The organism is Flavicella sp. IMCC45668 (assembly GCF_057219105.1).
This window is the reverse complement of sequence record NZ_CM170114.1, coordinates 1-17,988: the sequence shown is the minus strand read 5'-3', so window position 1 is coordinate 17,988 and position 17,988 is coordinate 1. Positions and strand designations below refer to the sequence as shown.

Annotated in this window: 16 protein-coding genes; 10 read left to right on the top strand and 6 right to left on the bottom strand. The window is 34.3% G+C overall.

What is annotated here, in order from left to right; genetic code table 11:
- The first annotated feature begins 250 nt into the window (after positions 1 to 250).
- Together AC2DZ0_RS00080 and AC2DZ0_RS00075 are read left to right on the top strand one after the other, a co-directional pair.
- Positions 251 to 2,107, top strand: a complete 1,857-nt coding sequence (locus AC2DZ0_RS00080; RefSeq protein WP_484642912.1) for a 3-keto-alpha-glucoside-1,2-lyase-like domain-containing protein — start codon at positions 251 to 253, stop codon at positions 2,105 to 2,107.
- A gap of 13 nt (positions 2,108 to 2,120) precedes the next feature.
- The gene (locus AC2DZ0_RS00075) at positions 2,121 to 4,082 is read left to right on the top strand and encodes a plastocyanin/azurin family copper-binding protein (protein WP_484642911.1); all 1,962 of its coding nucleotides are present in this window, start codon (positions 2,121 to 2,123) and stop codon (positions 4,080 to 4,082) included.
- A gap of 75 nt (positions 4,083 to 4,157) precedes the next feature.
- On the opposite strand, the gene AC2DZ0_RS00070 is transcribed toward AC2DZ0_RS00075, so the two are convergent.
- Entirely contained in the window at positions 4,158 to 5,126 is a 969-nt protein-coding gene (locus AC2DZ0_RS00070; protein WP_484642910.1) for a DoxX family protein, read from the bottom strand.
- A 16-nt stretch (positions 5,127 to 5,142) separates the two neighbouring features.
- Positions 5,143 to 5,685, bottom strand: a complete 543-nt coding sequence (locus tag AC2DZ0_RS00065) for a DUF1599 domain-containing protein (protein ID WP_484490996.1) — start codon at positions 5,683 to 5,685, stop codon at positions 5,143 to 5,145.
- Positions 5,686 to 5,857: 172 nt separating this feature from the next.
- Between AC2DZ0_RS00065 and folP the strand changes: the two genes are divergently transcribed.
- Entirely contained in the window at positions 5,858 to 6,688 is an 831-nt protein-coding gene (gene folP, locus AC2DZ0_RS00060) for a dihydropteroate synthase (RefSeq protein ID WP_484642908.1), read from the top strand.
- Positions 6,689 to 6,921: 233 nt separating this feature from the next.
- Here folP and AC2DZ0_RS00055 read toward each other — a convergent pair whose 3' ends face one another.
- Positions 6,922 to 7,515, bottom strand: coding sequence for a ribonuclease HII (locus AC2DZ0_RS00055; RefSeq protein ID WP_484642907.1), 594 nt, complete (start codon positions 7,513 to 7,515; stop codon positions 6,922 to 6,924).
- A gap of 197 nt (positions 7,516 to 7,712) precedes the next feature.
- Between AC2DZ0_RS00055 and AC2DZ0_RS00050 the strand changes: the two genes are divergently transcribed.
- The 7 genes from AC2DZ0_RS00050 (at position 7,713) to AC2DZ0_RS00020 (ending at position 15,376) form a co-directional block, all read left to right on the top strand.
- The gene (locus tag AC2DZ0_RS00050; RefSeq protein ID WP_484642906.1) at positions 7,713 to 9,695 is read left to right on the top strand and encodes a putative porin; all 1,983 of its coding nucleotides are present in this window, start codon (positions 7,713 to 7,715) and stop codon (positions 9,693 to 9,695) included.
- Positions 9,696 to 9,728: 33 nt separating this feature from the next.
- Complete coding sequence (locus tag AC2DZ0_RS00045; protein ID WP_484642904.1) at positions 9,729 to 11,291, top strand: NAD(P)/FAD-dependent oxidoreductase; 1,563 nt, start codon at positions 9,729 to 9,731, stop codon at positions 11,289 to 11,291.
- Positions 11,292 to 11,371: 80 nt separating this feature from the next.
- Positions 11,372 to 12,151 carry a diaminopimelate epimerase gene (dapF, locus tag AC2DZ0_RS00040; protein ID WP_484490991.1) on the top strand — a complete coding sequence of 260 codons (780 nt, stop codon included), beginning with the start codon at positions 11,372 to 11,374 and terminating at the stop codon, positions 12,149 to 12,151.
- A gap of 14 nt (positions 12,152 to 12,165) precedes the next feature.
- Complete coding sequence (locus tag AC2DZ0_RS00035) at positions 12,166 to 12,708, top strand: GNAT family N-acetyltransferase (RefSeq protein ID WP_484642903.1); 543 nt, start codon at positions 12,166 to 12,168, stop codon at positions 12,706 to 12,708.
- Positions 12,701 to 13,735, top strand: a complete 1,035-nt coding sequence (gene mltG / locus AC2DZ0_RS00030) for an endolytic transglycosylase MltG (RefSeq protein WP_484642901.1) — start codon at positions 12,701 to 12,703, stop codon at positions 13,733 to 13,735. The genes AC2DZ0_RS00035 and mltG overlap by 8 nt, the downstream gene beginning before the upstream one ends.
- Positions 13,736 to 13,766: 31 nt before the next feature.
- Positions 13,767 to 14,669 carry a DUF2279 domain-containing protein gene (locus AC2DZ0_RS00025; protein WP_484642899.1) on the top strand — a complete coding sequence of 301 codons (903 nt, stop codon included), beginning with the start codon at positions 13,767 to 13,769 and terminating at the stop codon, positions 14,667 to 14,669.
- A gap of 92 nt (positions 14,670 to 14,761) precedes the next feature.
- Positions 14,762 to 15,376, top strand: coding sequence for a lysozyme family protein (locus AC2DZ0_RS00020; protein ID WP_484642897.1), 615 nt, complete (start codon positions 14,762 to 14,764; stop codon positions 15,374 to 15,376).
- Between the two features lie 7 nt (positions 15,377 to 15,383).
- On the opposite strand, the gene AC2DZ0_RS00015 is transcribed toward AC2DZ0_RS00020, so the two are convergent.
- From AC2DZ0_RS00015 to dnaA, 3 genes are read right to left on the bottom strand one after another with little or no spacing between them, the layout of a single operon-like run.
- Positions 15,384 to 16,091 carry an SAM-dependent methyltransferase gene (locus tag AC2DZ0_RS00015; protein WP_484642895.1) on the bottom strand — a complete coding sequence of 236 codons (708 nt, stop codon included), beginning with the start codon at positions 16,089 to 16,091 and terminating at the stop codon, positions 15,384 to 15,386.
- Between the two features lie 10 nt (positions 16,092 to 16,101).
- Positions 16,102 to 16,557: a low molecular weight protein-tyrosine-phosphatase gene (locus tag AC2DZ0_RS00010; protein ID WP_484642893.1), complete on the bottom strand. Its 456-nt coding sequence runs from the start codon at positions 16,555 to 16,557 to the stop codon at positions 16,102 to 16,104.
- Between the two features lie 3 nt (positions 16,558 to 16,560).
- On the bottom strand, positions 16,561 to 17,988 hold the full coding sequence (gene dnaA, locus AC2DZ0_RS00005) for a chromosomal replication initiator protein DnaA (protein WP_300326300.1): 1,428 nt from the start codon (positions 17,986 to 17,988) through the stop codon (positions 16,561 to 16,563).

Sequence of the window (17,988 nt, the reverse complement as noted above, 5' to 3'; positions counted from 1 at the left end):
AAACACTTTTTTTCTTTGCTCAAAACCATATATGCTATTGATTTAGACAATCAGTATATTCAGATTACTTCAATTTCTCTTTCTTTGTTATAATCATTTGGCTTCATAAGTCACAGGTAAATCCTATCCTACTGATTTAAATATTGTTCAGTTTTTTTCACTGAACAATATTAAACAGAATAACTAGTGAAAAAAATTATTTTTACCTGCCTCTGTAACAGAAGCTCAAAAAAACTTAAACAACATCAGAATGAAAAATTATTTTTTAGGCTTGTCGGTTCTTTTATTATTACTATCCTGTAATAAAACAGATCCTCAAAAAAAAGCTGTAAAAGGAGCTGTTCATACAGCAACTCTCCCTTATACAGAAATTCAATTAAAAGACTTATCATCATTTAAAAAAGTAACAGACAATTGGAAAATTGTTGGATCTGCATTTGCAGATAAAACGCAATGGAGAAAAATTGCAGGTACTAAGGGAACTGGCATATTAATGAATGATCCTACAGACAATGCAAAACAAAATTTATTTACGGTTCTGGAGCACGAGGACATAGATATTGAGCTTGATGTTATGATGCCGAAAGGTTCTAACTCTGGTATTTATTTACAAAGTAGATATGAAGTTCAACTGTTTGATAGTTGGGGCGTGGAACATCCTAAATACAAAGATATTGGAGGTATCTACCAACGTTGGGACAAAAGCAAGAAAAAAGGCAAAGAAGGATATGAAGGACATAATCCTAAAGTAAACGCAGCTAAAGCGCCCGGATTATGGCAGCATCTAAAAATAAAATTCAGTGCTCCTAGATTTAACAAAGCAGGAAAAAAGACGAAAAATGCTATTTTTCATGAAGTCTGGCTGAATGGTGTATTAATACAAGAAAACGTTTCGGTAACAGGTCCTACACGCGCAGCAGCTTTTGCTGATGAAGTTGCAAAAGCATCTCTTATGATACAAGGAGACCACGGCCCTGTAGCTATTAAAAATATTGTTTATAAAACCTATACCCCTCAAAATATAACGTTCAACAATTTACTTTGTAAAGAATATAACAAAATCTACAAAACTAAAGTACCAGATTTAAACATGGTACAAGAAATAAAAGCAGAGAAAGTATCTAAAGTAACTTTAGGAATGCTTAAAAGTAGAAACTACGCTAAAACCATTTACTATTCTGGTGAAATTAATGTGCCAGAAACCGGAACTTATTTATTTAACTATAAAACTGCCATTGGAGGAATTTCTCAGTTATTAATAAACAAAAAGCGTATTACCTCTACTAAAATATACTTAGAAAAGGGAACAGCTGTTCCTTTTGAATTAATGGCCAGCAAAGGAAGTCCTTGGATGGGAAGTGTTGTTTTGAATGTTGAAGGTCCGCACCTAAAACTTCAATCCTTAGATCCAAATCTATCAACAGGTAAAAAACCTTTAAAAAGAAATCCAAAACATACGGTGCATGCCTCAGCACACCCAAATACTCAACGTAGTTTTATGTACCACCACGGAGAAAAAAGAATGCACTGCATTTCTGCCGGAACTCCAGAAGGTATTCATTATTCATTTGACTTAGATCATGCTTCCCTATTATCCGTATGGAGTGGTGACTTATTTTTTGATGCCACACAAATGTGGAGTTCAAGAGGGACGGAGCAATTTGGTAGAACCGGATCTTTTGCAGTACCAATGTTTGGATACAGAGAATTTACACAACTGAAATCAGAAAATGAAGAGTGGAACACCTCTATTGAAGATATTAAGTTTGACAGCTATATTCTAAACACAAAAGGAAGACCTGTTTATACACATCAAATGGGAGCAACTAAAATAACTAATGAAATGAACCCAAGCAATTCCACGAGAGGAATTACAAGAAAAATAAAAATAGAAGGGCCGAATGAATTATACCATAAAATAAATGAAGGAGTTTCTATCAAACCACTAAAGACTGGAGGCTACATCATTAACAATACCAGTTATTATGTTGAATTTCCTTCTGATTCTAATTTGAAACCTTTTATTAGAAAATCAAAAGGCAAGGAAGAGCTACTTGTAAAAATTCCAAGTGGAAAGCAAACATTAGAATATACAATCATCTGGTAAAAAATAAAAAATTATGAAAGCATATACAAAAATAGCGAGCATCCTTTTGGTTCTATTACAGATGGTGGCAATAGCTCAGAAAAAATCAGCCGCAGATATTAAGGAATCAGAATTCTATAAAATTATTGACGTACCAATACCTAAGGATGTTGTTTTAGAAGTTGGTGGATTGGCCATGACAGATGACAATAAACTTGGGGTGTCCACCAGAAAAGGTGAAGTTTGGTTGATTGACAACCCATTGTCCAAAAATGCAACCTATAATCTCTATGCAAATGGTTTGCACGAAGCGTTAGGATTGGCCTATACAAATAATGGTTTTTACCTTTCACAAAGAGGAGAATTGACTCGTTTGGAAGACAAAAATAACGACGGAAAAGCGGATGTTTATAAAAGTATCTTTTCTTGGCCTTTGTCTGGAAACTATCATGAATATTCTTATGGACCCAAAATAAAATCCAATGGAGACCTTATTGTAACTTTAAACCTATCTTGGGTGAATGGAGTTGGTGGAGTTGCCCTTACCAAATGGAGAGGTTGGATGTTACAAATAACTCCAGAAGGTGAAATGACCCCAATTGCAACAGGACTTAGGTCGCCTGCTGGTTTTGGAATCAATGAAAATGATGATTTATTTTTCACAGAAAACCAAGGTGATTGGGTTGGTTCTGGTAGATTAACACACTTAGAATCTGGTGATTTTGCAGGCCATGTTTCTGGATTGAAATGGACAGATGATCCAAAATCTCCGCTAAAATTAAAAATCGAAGATATCGAGGAGTTTTCAGGAATGACCTTATTTGAATACTCCAAAAAAGTTCCAGAATTAAAAGCTCCAGCTATTTGGTTCCCTCATACGGTTTTAGGAATTTCTACATCGGATATGTTGTACCATAAAAAAGGTATCAACTTTGGACCTTTTGAAAACCAACTATTTGTCGGTGATCAAGGGCATTCTAAAATTATGCGTGTTTATATGGAAAAGGTAAATGGTGTTTACCAAGGTGCGGCTTTCCCATTTAGAGAAGGTTTTTCTTCAGGTGTTTTACGAATGATTTGGGGTAATGAGAACAACATGTTTGTTGGTATGACCAGCAGAGGATGGGCTTCAAGAGGTAGAAAACCATACGGACTACAAAGATTAGAGTGGACGGGTAAGACTCCTTTTGAAATCAAAACGATGAAGGCCTTAAATGATGGGTTTCTACTAGAGTTCACAAAACCCGTGGATAAAAAAATTGCAGAAGATGTAGCCAACTACGATATGAAAAGTTTTACTTATAGATATCACAGAACCTACGGAAGTCCGATTGAAGACAACCAAAATGCAATGATTCATAAAGCCACTGTTTCTGAAGATGGCAAAACGGTTAAACTAATGGTACATGGTATGCGCTTAGGTTTCATACACCAATTAAAGGCTCATGGCGTACAGGCTACTTCTGGAGAAAAACTATTGCACAATGCTGCCTATTATACTCTAAATGAAGTTCCTGGAGGTGTTTTAAATTCGCCATCGATGCCTGAGATGCCAAAGAAAAGCAACAAAATCAAACAAAAGAAAAGAACCAATGAAATGCCATTTACTTGGACGGATGGCCCGGATAGAAAAATTACCATTGGTACTAAACCAGGAATGAAATTTGATATCAAAGAAATTACTTTAGAAAGAAATGCTAAGATAGAATTGAATTTCATCAACAGTGATGATATGTTACACAATGTGGTATTTGCAAAACCAGGTGCAGATGTTCCAAACGCTTTAGGGGAAGCCGCATTAGCATTAGGACTAGATGCTCCTAAATATAACTATGTTCCGAACTCTCCAAGTGTATTAAACCATACTGGAATTGTGGGACCAGAATCTTCAGAAAAAATATTTTTTGAAGTTCCAAGACATGGCGGTCAATATTGGCTGGTATGTACTTTTCCTGGTCACTCCAATACCATGAAAATAAAAGTTATTGTAAAATAATTTAAATATTTCTTGATAACAAAAAAGCGATACCGTTGGGTATCGCTTTTTTGTTATGAACACTATTGTGGTTTGCTATTCCAAATCAGTAGAGGCATCTCGCCAATTCCATTTCCCTACCACTGTACCTTTCTCTAAAGTTACAATTCCTGGATTTGCTCGAATAATGGTTTTAAGGGTAGTTCCATCACAAAATAAAAATTCAAAAGGCAGCTCATGGCGATTCATCACCTCACGAGTAGCTCCTGAGGAAGAGGATGACACCCCATAAACCTTGTAGCCTTTTTCAATTGCCTGCGTCGCCACTTCTCTTATTACCTCAAAGCCTTTGTCATTTGCTAGTTCTATGTCATAACTTACAATTAAAATCGCTTTTTCCGCTTGTAATATTTGATCTGTTAAATCATCCGTTTCCGACTCTAGGAAAAAATCATGCACAGGTGGCAATTCATCACTACCATCTATATACTCCATCCCCTCTTGTATGTTTTTACCAATGGCATAGGCCCTAAAATCAATAATAGGCAAATGTGCTAAAACAAAATAAGTTATATAGATAAATATCCCTAGAGCAAATAGAGATATATTCCTCATGATTTTATCGCTAAAAATAGACTGAATGAAATTTTTATTGAAAACTAATGGTAACAATAATACCATCAAAATTACATTTTTGTAAAAGGTATCCCATGGACTCAATTTTAAAGCATCTCCAAAACATCCACAATCTGTTACCTTATTGTAATAGGCAGAATACCAAGTTAAAAATAAAAACAACGTATTGATTCCTAATAGACTCCAAACAGTAACTTTAGGCTTGTAACCTAATAATAAGGTAACACCCAGCATTATTTCAACCAAAATCAACAGAATGGAAAATGGTAAGGCCAACGGAATTAAAAATTCAAGGTTCAGTACATCGGCACCAAAGTACTCCTCAAACTTATAGGAAGACCCAAGCGGATCTACCAATTTAACAAAACCTGAATATAAAAATGTAAAGGACACTAAGATCCTTGCAACAAATATTAGAATTCCTTTCATTTTTTATAATTTGAAATTATTTTGCTTGCCCTAAATGAATCATCGCAAAAATGGCGTAATTGATCATATCTTGATAATTTGCATCCAAACCTTCAGATACAATGGTTTTTCCTTTATTGTCTTCTATTTGCTTCACACGTAATAATTTTTGCAAAATCAAATCTGTTAAAGAACTAACACGCATATCTCTCCATGCTTCACCATAATCATGATTTTTATTCTCCATCAAGCTTTTGGTAATATCAATATGTTTTTTGTAAAGGGCTACAGCTTCTTCTGTATCTAAATCTGGTTGTTGCGCCACTCCTTTTTCTAACTGAATCAAAGCCATGATGGAATAATTGATAATTCCAATAAATTCAGACACTTCACCTTCATCTACTTTTCTCACTTCGTTTTCTTGCAATTGACGAATTCTTTGCGCTTTGATAAAAATTTGATCCGTTAAAGAGGATAGGCGTAAAATACGCCAAGCGCTTCCGTAATCAGTCATTTTATTTTCGAATAAAGTACTACATGTTGCTATGATAGCATCGTATTGTTTAGATGTGTTTTGCATAAGAAAGATTGAAAATAATATTGTAAATTTCGCTCGTAATTTTGAAAGCATCAGAAGCGATATTTATCGCAAACGAAATTATAAAATTTTAAGAGAAATCCCTCATAAATCATTTTTAAAGTTCACAGTACAGTTGATGCGAGCTTCCAAACCTGATTTTCAAAAATAAATTATGACTACAATCAATTGCAAAGGAAAACTGATCAACTTAGATTCTCCAAAAATTATGGGAATTCTAAACATAACACCTGACTCTTTTTTTGATGGCGGAAAATATAACGATGAAGAAAGCATTCTAAAACAGGTTGAAAAAATGCTTACGGATGGGGCCACATTTATTGATGTAGGAGCGTATTCTTCTCGTCCTGGTGCTACTCATATTTCTGAAGATGAGGAACTCCAAAGAATACTACCCATCGTAAAACTATTGGTAAAAACCTTTCCTGACATTCTACTTTCTATTGATACCTTTAGGAGTACTGTAGCAAAAAAATGTATTCAGGCAGGTGCAGCAATCATCAATGATATTTCGGGAGGTAATGCTGATGCTAATATGTTTGCAAACGCGGTAGAACTGCAAGTACCCTATATCGTGATGCATATGCAAGGAACCCCGCAGAATATGCAAGACAACCCTCAATATGGGAATATTACTGAAGAAATTATTTTGGATTTTTCTAAAAAGACTAATACCTTAAAAAAAATGGGACTAAACGATATCATTATTGATTTAGGGTTTGGATTTGGAAAAACCGTAGCTCATAATTATGAATTACTAAAAAATATAGATTTATTTCATTCATTAGATTGCCCTATACTAACAGGAATTTCTAGAAAATCAATGCTATACAAACCTCTTGAAATTTCGGCATCAGAAGCGCTGAATGCTACAACTTATGCTAACACGATTGCTTTGCAAAAAGGGAGTCAGATTTTAAGAGTGCATGATGTAAAGGAAGCACAACAAATTATTTCTCTAAATAAATTACTGCAAGAATCTTAATTTTTTTTCTGTAAAAAAAATGCCCAAATAAATTGGGCATCTTGTTTTTGCTTTGTACAACCTCTCCAAATTGTATTCAGCTAATTGATACTAAAATCAACATTAGTAATCAAAAAAAATTAAACATACTACAAAAGTAAAGAGATTGTGATTTGAAAAGGAGTACATATGTCTCAAATAACATAACATATTCGTCAAATAGCACTTTTTAAAGATAAAAAACAGCCATTTTACTAGGATTCTTCTTTTGGCAACAAACGAAACGTTTTTCTGTGGTATTTACAACTTCCATTTTCTAAAATCCCTTTTCTATGTTCCTTTGTAGGATAACCTTTATTTTTTTTCCAATTATAACAAGGAAATTCAGCGTCTAATTTTTCCATAAAATCATCTCTGTAAGTTTTCGCTAAAACAGATGCTGCTGCAATATTTAAATATTTACCATCCCCTTTGATTATCGTTTCATGGGGTATTTTTTTATAGGCATTGAATTTATTTCCATCAACAGAAATAAATTCAGGAATGGAATCTAATGCGCTTATAGATTTATGCATCGCTAAAATAGAAGCTTGCAAAATATTTATTTGGTCTATTTCTTTTTCATCCACCACTCCAACGCCAAAAGAAATCGCTTTTTCTTCTATAATTGGTCGTAATAACTGACGTTGTTTTTCTGTTAGCTTTTTAGAATCATTTAATAAAGGATGGCTAAAATTATCAGGTAAAATAACCGCCGCTGCAACCACCGGCCCCGCTAAACACCCACGACCTGCCTCGTCTGTACCAGCCTCTAACTTAAACTTTGTATGTTTTAATTTTAATGACATAGTTCTAAAAATTAATGCGTGGTAAAAATAATACATCGTTTTTAGCTTGGCTCTATATATCTAATGTTTTTAGCCAAAAAAAAGAAGAATTTTCAAACTTATAAAAGCTATACTTTCTGAATAAATAAATTACCTTTGCCTCTGACATTTTTTATATATTTAGATTTATTTTTCAGGTAATACCACCTACAAAACCTATGAAAAAGTTTTTACTTACTGTATTTTCTTTATTTTTTTCAATATGCTTTTACGCACAGGAAAAAGACAGTATTAAAGAACCTGAAATCTATAATTTAAACGACTTTACCGAAAAAAAAGCAAGACCGTTAGCTGCAAGAAAAAACGAGGATGACGAAGGTGCAAAAGTAGATCCAGAATCAGGAAAAGCAGATTACTTATTGTATAAAATTATCAACCATGCAAAAGACACGGTTGTTTTGGATACCACTTTAAGTATTGCCAGTCAGTACAAAATGAACTTCATGAGAAAGGATATGTTTGGCACACATGCTTTTCAAAATCAAGGGCAAGTGTTTACGGAATTGACAAACGACTTCAATAACCAAGACATCGTTCCAAGCATGGGACAAACGCCAAGAAACATTGGTTACAAACAAGTTGAAGATGTTCTTTACTATCAAGTTCCAACACCTACTACTGAAATTATGTACAGAAACGGGATTGAACAAGGGCAAGTGCTAGACTCTAAAATAGCGATCAACCTTACTGAAAATCTCAACGTTTCTTTAGGCTATGTTGGATTGCGTTCTTTGGGTGCCTACAGAAACTCTTTGAGTAGTTTTAAAAACTTTACAGGAACCGTTTCCTACAAAACAAAAAACGATCGATATAGATTTCGTTTTCACAACACCAATCAAAGAACCTTAAATCAAGAAAATGGTGGAATTGTTGATGAGCGAAAAGCAGATTTTGAATCTAATAATTCTGAGTACAGTGACCGTGGAAGATTGGATGTTAATATGGAAGATGCTGAAAGTGTTTTGACAGGGAAAAGATATTTTATTGACCATAACTTTAAACTGTTTACCACTAAGGATACCATTCCTAAAAAAATATCTAATGTAAAATTAGGACATATTTTCAATTATGAAACCAAACAATTTAATTTCCTAAAACCTACAAGTACGGAATATTTTGGAGATTATTTCTCAAGTGAAACCAATGATCTTACGTCTTATAAATCTATGGATAACAAAGCGTATATTGATTTTACGAGTCCATATTTACTAGGAAAGTTTAGAGTATTAGCCGGCTACCATTATTACTACCAAGGATATAAAAAAGTAGTGAACACAGATACTGGTGTTATCCCAAATCAAATTAAAAATGATGCCATATCTCTAGGAGCAGACTGGAAAGCATCTTTCAAAGCATTCCATTTGAATGCAAGTGCTTCTACCAATATCATAGGAAGCATTAACGGAAATAATCTATTTGTGGAAGCCGCTTTTAGAAACACCAAAAACTTTAAGTTATCAAGTTCACTTTTATTAAACTCAAAATCTCCCAATGCTAACTTTTTACTTTTCCAAAGTAATTTTGTAAACTACAACTGGTATAACGAGTTTAAAAATATAAAAACCCGAACGTTACACTTTGATTTTGCTACCAAATGGGTACAAGCCTCAGCTGCCATCACGCAAATTGAGAACTATTCCTATTTTGACGAACAAGCTCAATCTGCACCAAAACAATATGATAGCACTGTAAATTATTTTAAAATTAGAGCACACAACGACTTAAAGTTTGGATATTTTGGTTTAGATACGGACCTAATCTATCAGCAAGTTACCAGTGGAGCTAATGTTTACAAATTACCTGATGCTGTAATCCGAAGTACTTTCTATTTTTCTAAAGTTTTCTTTGAGAAAAAATCATTGTTTTTACAAACAGGAATTACTGGTAAATATTTCAACGCTTACAATGCTAATAATTTCAACCCATTGTTAGGTGAATTTACATTACAGACAACAGAGTTGATTGGTGGTAAACCGATCTTTGATGCCTTTATAAATGCACAAATCAGACGAACAAAATTGTATTTTACTTTTGAAAACTTAATGCAATTAACAAAAAACAATTATTACTACGCTGCTCCAAGCAAACCGTATACCGACTTTAAAATCAAATTTGGTTTTATTTGGTATTTCTTCAAATAGAAATACTAGAATTTCCTGAAATCTTACTGCAATATGCCTAAAGAACTACAACTTCAAGTAAAACCAAAAGTAGCTGCCACGGAATGGCTATTAAAAAAGGAGGTTTCCTACAAATTAAAGGTAGCTACAGATGATATCAAACATGTTGAAATTCTAAAAAGATCTATTGACGCTAGACAAAAGACTGTAAAAATAAACTTAAAAGTTGCTGTTTATATACACGAAGAATTCTCTGAGCAACTTCCTAGCCTGCCTGATTATCAAAACTGCAGCAACAAAGAAGAAGTTCTTGTAGTTGGAGCAGGCCCTGCAGGTTTATTTGCTGCTTTGAAACTTATAGAAAAAGGCTTAAAACCAATTGTTTTAGAACGAGGAAAAGACGTAAGAGCTAGAAGAAGAGATCTTGCGGCTATTAACAAATTACATATCGTTGATGAAGACTCTAACTATTGTTTTGGTGAAGGTGGCGCAGGTACCTATTCTGACGGTAAACTATACACACGGTCTAAAAAAAGAGGAGACGTGAATGCTATCCTTAAATTATTAGTTGCCTTTGGTGCCACAAAAAATATATTGATCGACGCGCACCCACATATTGGTACCAACAAATTGCCCAAAATCATCGCTAGCATGAGAGAGGCAATCATTGCGAACGGCGGAGAAGTACGATTTGAAGCTAGAGTTTCTGATATTTTAATCAAAGAAAATGAAATTGATGGAGTTGAGCTACAAGATGGAACCAACATCAAAGCAAAAAAGCTAATCTTAGCTACCGGACATTCAGCCAGAGATATTTTTGAATTATTACACAAAAAAAACATCTTAATTGAAGCCAAACCATTTGCTCTAGGTGTTCGTGTAGAACATCCTCAGAGTTTAATTGATAGCATACAATACAAATGTGATATCAGAAGTGAATACTTACCGCCTGCTCCTTATAGCATCGTAAAACAAGTAAAAGGTAGAGGAGTTTATTCATTTTGTATGTGTCCAGGTGGAATTATTGCTCCTTGCGCTACAAGTCCTGGTGAAGTTGTAACCAATGGATGGTCTCCTTCCAAAAGAGATCAACCTACCTCCAATTCAGGAATTGCTGTAGAACTGAGATTAGAAGATTTCAAAGAATTTAAAAAATACGGACCACTTGCAGCAATGGAATTTCAAAAGAAAATTGAACAGCATGCATGGCGCTTAGGAGGAGAAACTCAAACAGTTCCCGCGCAACGTTTGGCAGATTTTACAAAAGGAAAATTATCAAATGATATTCCTAAAACAAGCTACCAACCCGGAACCACTTCGGTGGAGTTAGCAGAAGTTTTTCCTTCATTTATTCACAAAACCCTTCAACAAGGATTCAAACAATTTGACTCCTCTATGAGAGGTTACCTAACCAATGAAGCTGTAGTGCATGCCCCAGAATCTCGTACCTCATCTCCTGTAAGAATACCAAGAGATAATGATTCTTTAGAGCATCCACAAATTAAAGGCTTGTACCCCTGTGGTGAAGGTGCCGGTTATGCAGGAGGTATTATTTCTGCCGCTATTGATGGAGAAAAATGTGCCGAACAGTGTAAAATTAGCATATCAAACAGTTAACTACTTTCTTGTTTAAATTCTCAAGCTAATTCTTGAACTTTTATATTATTGTGTAACTTTGCCTAGCAAAATACACAGTAATGAATTTACCATTTTATAAATACCAAGGAACCGGAAATGATTTTGTAATGATCGATAACAGAGATTTGCATTTCAAACAAGATGACACAGCATTAATCAATAAACTTTGTGATCGTCGTTTTGGGGTTGGAGCCGATGGACTTATCCTTTTGAACCCATCAGATACTTATGATTTTACTATGGTATATTATAATGCTGATGGAAATGAAAGTACCATGTGTGGTAATGGAGGACGTTGCTTAGTTGCCTTTGCACATGACTTAGGAGTGATTGGAAATACAACAACCTTTGACGCAGTAGATGGCTTACATCATGCTTCTATTGAAAATGGCTTGGTAAACTTGCAAATGATCGATGTTGAAGATATTCAAATCAATGAGGAATACGCTTTTTTAAACACCGGATCTCCACACCATGTACAAATGGTTGAAAATATCGGTGCTTTTGATGTTTATACCAATGGGAAAACTATCAGAAATGGTGCTCCGTATTTTCAAGAAGGAACGAATGTGAATTTTGCAGAAGCAATTGATGATACTACGTTTAGAGTAAGAACCTATGAACGTGGTGTTGAAGACGAAACATTGGCTTGTGGTACAGGTGTAACTGCTGTAGCCATTGCCATGTTTGAACAAAACATTACAAAAAGCAATCAAATTAAACTTTTGGTTGAAGGAGGAGAATTAGAAGTTTCTTTTAACAAAAAAGAAAATTCTTTCCATGATGTGTTTCTTAAAGGACCTGCAAAATTTGTTTTTAAAGGAAACTTTGAGCTGTAATTGAAATCCATAGAATGAAAACCTTAAAAGGTAATAAAATTAACTTACGCCCATTAGAACCTGAGGACCTTCAGTTTTTGTATGACACAGAAAATGACGAATCTCACTGGAAAGTTAGTGGTACACAAGTTCCTTTTTCAAAGCACATTCTAAAAAATTACATTGCAAATGCGCATCAAGACATTTATGAAGCCAGACAAGCTCGTTTTGTTATTGAAGATAAATCATTAAAAATTCCCGTTGGGATGATTGATTTATTTGATTTTGATGCCTTTAATAAACGCGCTGGAATAGGAATTCTAGTGATAGAAAAATTCCAAAAATTAGGAATTGCTTCTGAGGCTTTACAAATGATTATTTCTTACGGTTTCCATTACCTTAACTTACATCAGTTATATGCAAACATCACCACGGATAACCACAGTAGTTTACGTCTGTTTGAAAAATTTAAATTTAAAAATGTAGGTGTTAAAACAGATTGGATATATTACGACCATCAATTCTATGACGAAGCCACATATCAACTTATACATTCCATAACTGGAGACCATGAATAAAAAAACCACACTTCTAGGAGCGATCCTTTTGATCACCTTTTTAATCATTATTTCATTTCATTACTATTCTAAAATATATGGTAAAAATGTAAAAGAAACGGCCTTAGTGAAAATACCAACAGGCACTCAAATCGATTCTTTAAAAATTATTCTAACTCCTTTCCTAGAAGATGTAGAGGATTTTGAATGGGTTGCAAAGAAAAAAAAATATGCTTCCAACATAAAACCGGGTCTATATTCAATCAAAGCGGGCGCTAATAATAATGAATTAGTTAATCTACTTCGTAGTGGAAAGCAAACACCGGTAAAACTAAGCTTTAACAATCAACATCGTTTAGAAAACCTAGCAGGACGAATTGCAGTACAAATTGAAGCGGATTCAGTTTCATTGTTAAGAGCTTTTCAAGACGAAACTTTTTTAAAACAACATAACTTCAACACCAATACTGCGCTTTCAATGTACATTCCAAATAGCTATCAAGTTTATTGGAATACTAGTGCAGAGGCTTTCAGAACTAAAATGCTTAAAGAATACAAACGTTTTTGGAATAACAACAACCGACTTCATAAAGCACAATTACAAAACCTTACTCCAATACAAGTTAGTTCTCTAGCTGCTATCGTTCAAAAAGAAACGGCACATATTCCTGAACGTCCAACTGTAGCTGGTTTATACTTAAATAGGTACCATCACAAATGGGCTTTGCAATCTGACCCAACGGTAATTTTTGCTTTAAAAGAAAAACATGGACAAGGCTTTGAAGTCAAGCGAGTGCTCACCAAAGACCTAAGTATTGACTCTCCTTACAACACCTACAAGTACAAAGGAATTCCCCCAGGTCCTATAGCAATGCCAGACATCTCTTCTATTGATGCTGTCCTAAATCCTAAGAAGCACAATTATTATTATATGTGTGCTAGCATTGAAGATTTTGGAAAACATTCCTTTGCTAAAACCTTAAGCGATCACAACAAAAATGCTAGAAAATACCAACAATGGCTTTCTAAACAAGGTGTAAACCGATAGATAATTTCTTATTTTTACAAAAAGCACTTTTTTGAATTCTAAGAATCTACTTTTCTTTGCCTGCTTATTCGTTTTTCTAAATTCAGGAAAAGCGCAAGAAAAGCATTCCTTTTTCACAAAGTCAGATACTTTAAATAAACCTAGACTTAAAGGAGTTTACATCACAGAAGCAGCTTTAGCTACAACAGCAATTATAGGTTTAAATCAACTTTGGTATGCTGATTATCCTAGATCTAAATTTCATTTTATCAATGATAATGGAGCCTGGCTTCAAATGGATAAAGTAGGGCATGCCTTTTCTGCCTATCAACTAGGACGCTTAAGTATGTCTGCAATGGATTGGGCCGGAGCAAGCAAACGCGATCAGCTATTGTATGGTGCGCCCATTGGTTTTGTATTTCTAACAGCCATAGAAGTTTTAGATGGATTTTCGAGTGAGTGGGGTGCTTCTACAGGTGATTTAATTGCAAATGCCGCAGGTACAGCTCTATTGATTGGACAAGAATTAGCCTGGAAAGAACAACGAATTTCATTTAAATATTCGTTTCATCAATCGGAGTATGCACAACTCAATCCTGATATTTTGGGTGAAAGTTTTCTTGAACAAGCTTTAAAAGATTATAACGGACAAACCTATTGGCTTTCTGCAAATGTGTGGTCGTTTGCAAAAGAGAGCAAATTTCCGAAATGGTTGAATATTGCCTTCGGATATGGTGCAGAAGGAATGCTAACAAGTTACCCAGGACATGAATTAGAAACCTCTACACGTTACAGACAGTTTTACGCATCTTTCGACCTTGATCTTACCAAAATAAAAACCAAATCAAGATTTTTAAATACGGTTTTTACTACTTTGAATTTTATTAAAATACCAGCTCCAACTATTGAATTTACTAGCAATGGAAAAATAAAAGGTCATTGGATTTATTATTGATTTTCTCTTAAATTTAAGTTCACTTACATACAAATTAAAAGACGTATCTTTGCCGCTTCAAAAAACAAATTGAGACAGAAAATATATTTCGTATGGAATCTATCAAAAATAAGTTTTTTTTAAGTTTTGTTCTAGCGATTGTAGTATTCACATTTAATACCAACGATAGCTATTCTAAAATCACTTTTAATGAAAATGAAATTTTCAAATTAAAAGCCCCCCACCTTGAAAATGATTTTAAAGGCCCTTATAACAAAAATGGCTTTTATCACTTTAAAGAAGCTTTGGCTTTTAAAGAATCTGGTGGAAAATATCAAGTCGTAAATTCTTTCGGATATCTTGGAAAGTATCAATTCGCAAAAGGTACTTTAGCCCGTTTCGCAATAACTGATACAAAGGCTTTTCTAAAAAACCCAGAGTTACAAGAAAAAGCTTTTATTGCATACTGCAAGGTAAACAAGTGGATCCTTAGAAAGGACATTTCAAGATCTGTAGGTAAGAAAATTAATGGAATTGTGATTACCGAATCTGGAATATTAGCAGCTGCACATTTGGCAGGAGCAGGAAACGTAAAAAAGTTTTTACGCTCTAATGGAAATTTTCATTTTGAAGACGGTTTCGGAACTACTATTGAACAGTATATGTACAATTTTAGAGGATATGACACTTCTATCATTGAGAAAAACAGGCTTCCTTCTTTAGGCTAAGTAATGATTATCTCTGAATGATAAAAATCGCAGGTCTTTTGTGAAGATCTGGCTTTACTCTTGACCATTCTTTAATAGAGTATGTTTTGATATACTCTGAACTCAAGGTAATATCTGCAGCAATACAAACTCTCGTTTCTGGATGTAAGGCAGCCTTTAAATCGTCAAACATTTTTCCATTTCTATAAGGCGTTTCGATAAAAATCTGAGATTGTCCTCTTTCTTTAGAAACTTTCTCTAACAACTTTAATTCACGCTTCCTATCACCTTTATCGATAGGTAAATAGCCATTAAAAGCAAAATTTTGACCGTTCATACCAGAACTCATCATAGCCATCAAAATTGAAGAAGGCCCCACCAATGGAACTACTTGTACCCCTTGTTGATGTGCTAGTTTTACAACATCAGCTCCAGGATCTGCTATAGCAGGAACACCAGCTTCCGACAACAAACCAACAGAGATACCTTCCTTACAAACATCTAAATAATGCTGTACTTCTAAAGCACTAGCATACTTATCAACAAGCATAATCTTTAAGTCTGGCTGTGGTTTTTTAGGAGTTAATTTCTTGATAAACCTACGTGCAGATTTTTCATTTTCTACAATAAAATAGTCCAAATCTTCCACTACTTTTTTTACAGAAATTGGCATCACTTCTAACGGTTCATTCTCACCTAACGTGGTAGGTATTAAATACAACTTCCCTATTCCCATCATTTCGTTATTAATTCTTTAGTTTTTCTGCAATTATCGCGCAACTCTCATCCAACAATTGATACACATACTCAAAACCACCATCACCACCATAATAAGGATCTGGTACTTCCATTGTTTCATCAGGATGCAGAACATCCAAAATAAGCTGTACCTTTGATTTTTGAGAATCATTTGCAGCAAGCTTTAGAACATTTCTATAATTAGAAACGTCCATCACATAAATATAATCAAATTGATCAAAATCTTCAGAAGAAAAAGCTCGCGCCCTTTGGTCAGTGATATCTAAGTGATGCATCTTTGCTACTTCTATAGATCGTGGATCTGGTAAATTCCCTACATGGTACGCTCCCGTTCCAGCAGAATCAACAAAAACATGATTGGCATCTACTTTAGACTTAAGAATACCTTCAGCCAATGGAGACCTACAAATATTCCCCAAACACACCATCAAGACCTTAAGCATTTCTTAGAAAGTTAATTTGTTTGTTAGATCTTCTACATATTTTTTAAACTGCTTGTCAGTCTCAGTAAGATTATCAACTGTTTTGCAAGCATGTAATACTGTAGCATGATCTCTCTTTCCTATTTGAGAACCAATACTTGCCAAAGATGATTTTGTCATTCTTTTGGCAAAATACATTGCTAATTGTCTGGCCTGAACTATATGGCGCTTTCTAGTTTTTGATTGTAATGTTGCAACATCCATATCAAAATACTTAGAAACCACTTTTTGGATATAATCAATAGAAACCTCGCGTTTGGTATTTTTAACAAACTTATCCACAATCTGTTTTACCAACGTCATTGTGAATTCCTTTTTATTAAAAGAAGCCTGCGCAATCATTGAAATCAATACCCCTTCAAGTTCTCTAACATTCGATTTGATATTTTTAGCTACATACTCAACAATTTCGTCTGGCATCTCAACACCATCTCTAAATAGTTTGTTTTGAAGTATCGAAATTCTAGTCTCAAAATCTGGAGTTTGCAATTCTGCAGACAATCCCCATTTAAAACGAGACAACAAACGTTGTTCGATATCTTGCATATCGACAGGTGCTTTATCAGAAGTTAGAATTACCTGCTTTCCGTTTTGATGTAAATGATTGAAAATATGGAAAAACACATCTTGTGTTCCTTTTTTACCTGATAAAAATTGAACGTCGTCAATTATTAAAACATCAATCATTTGGTAGAAATGAATAAAATCATTTCTTGTATTTCCTTTTACAGAATCAATGTATTGTTGCGTAAATTTCTCCGAAGAAATATACAATACAGTTTTATCTGCATATTTATCTTTTATTTGAACACCAATAGCATGTGCTAAATGTGTTTTTCCTAATCCAACTCCACCGTAAATCAACAAGGGATTAAACGAAGTACCTCCCGGTTTATTAGCCACAGCCATTCCCGCAGATCTTGCCAAACGGTTAGAATCTCCCTCTACAAAACTTTGAAAATTATAATTAGGATTTAATTGAGATTCTATTTTTACTTTTTGCAAACCAGGAATCACAAATGGATTTCTTAGTTCACGTTTTTTTAACTCTAACGGTACAGCAACATTTTGTGCTTTTAAAGGTGCTCTATTTGAACTTGGGATTTTTACAATTTGAGGACTATTACTGCTATAAGCATTTTCCATTTTTACTTCATACACCAACTTGGCATCTTTTCCTAACTCTCTTACAAGAGCCACACGAAGTAATTTAATATAATGTTCTTCTAACCATTCATAAAAAAACTTACTAGGTACTTGCACTGTTAAAACTTCTCCAGATACTCGAATAGGCTTGATCGGTTCGAACCAAGTTTTGTATGCTTGCGGTTTGATATTATCTTCAATAAAAGACAGACATTCCTCCCAAACCGTAGTGGCTATTTTAGTCAT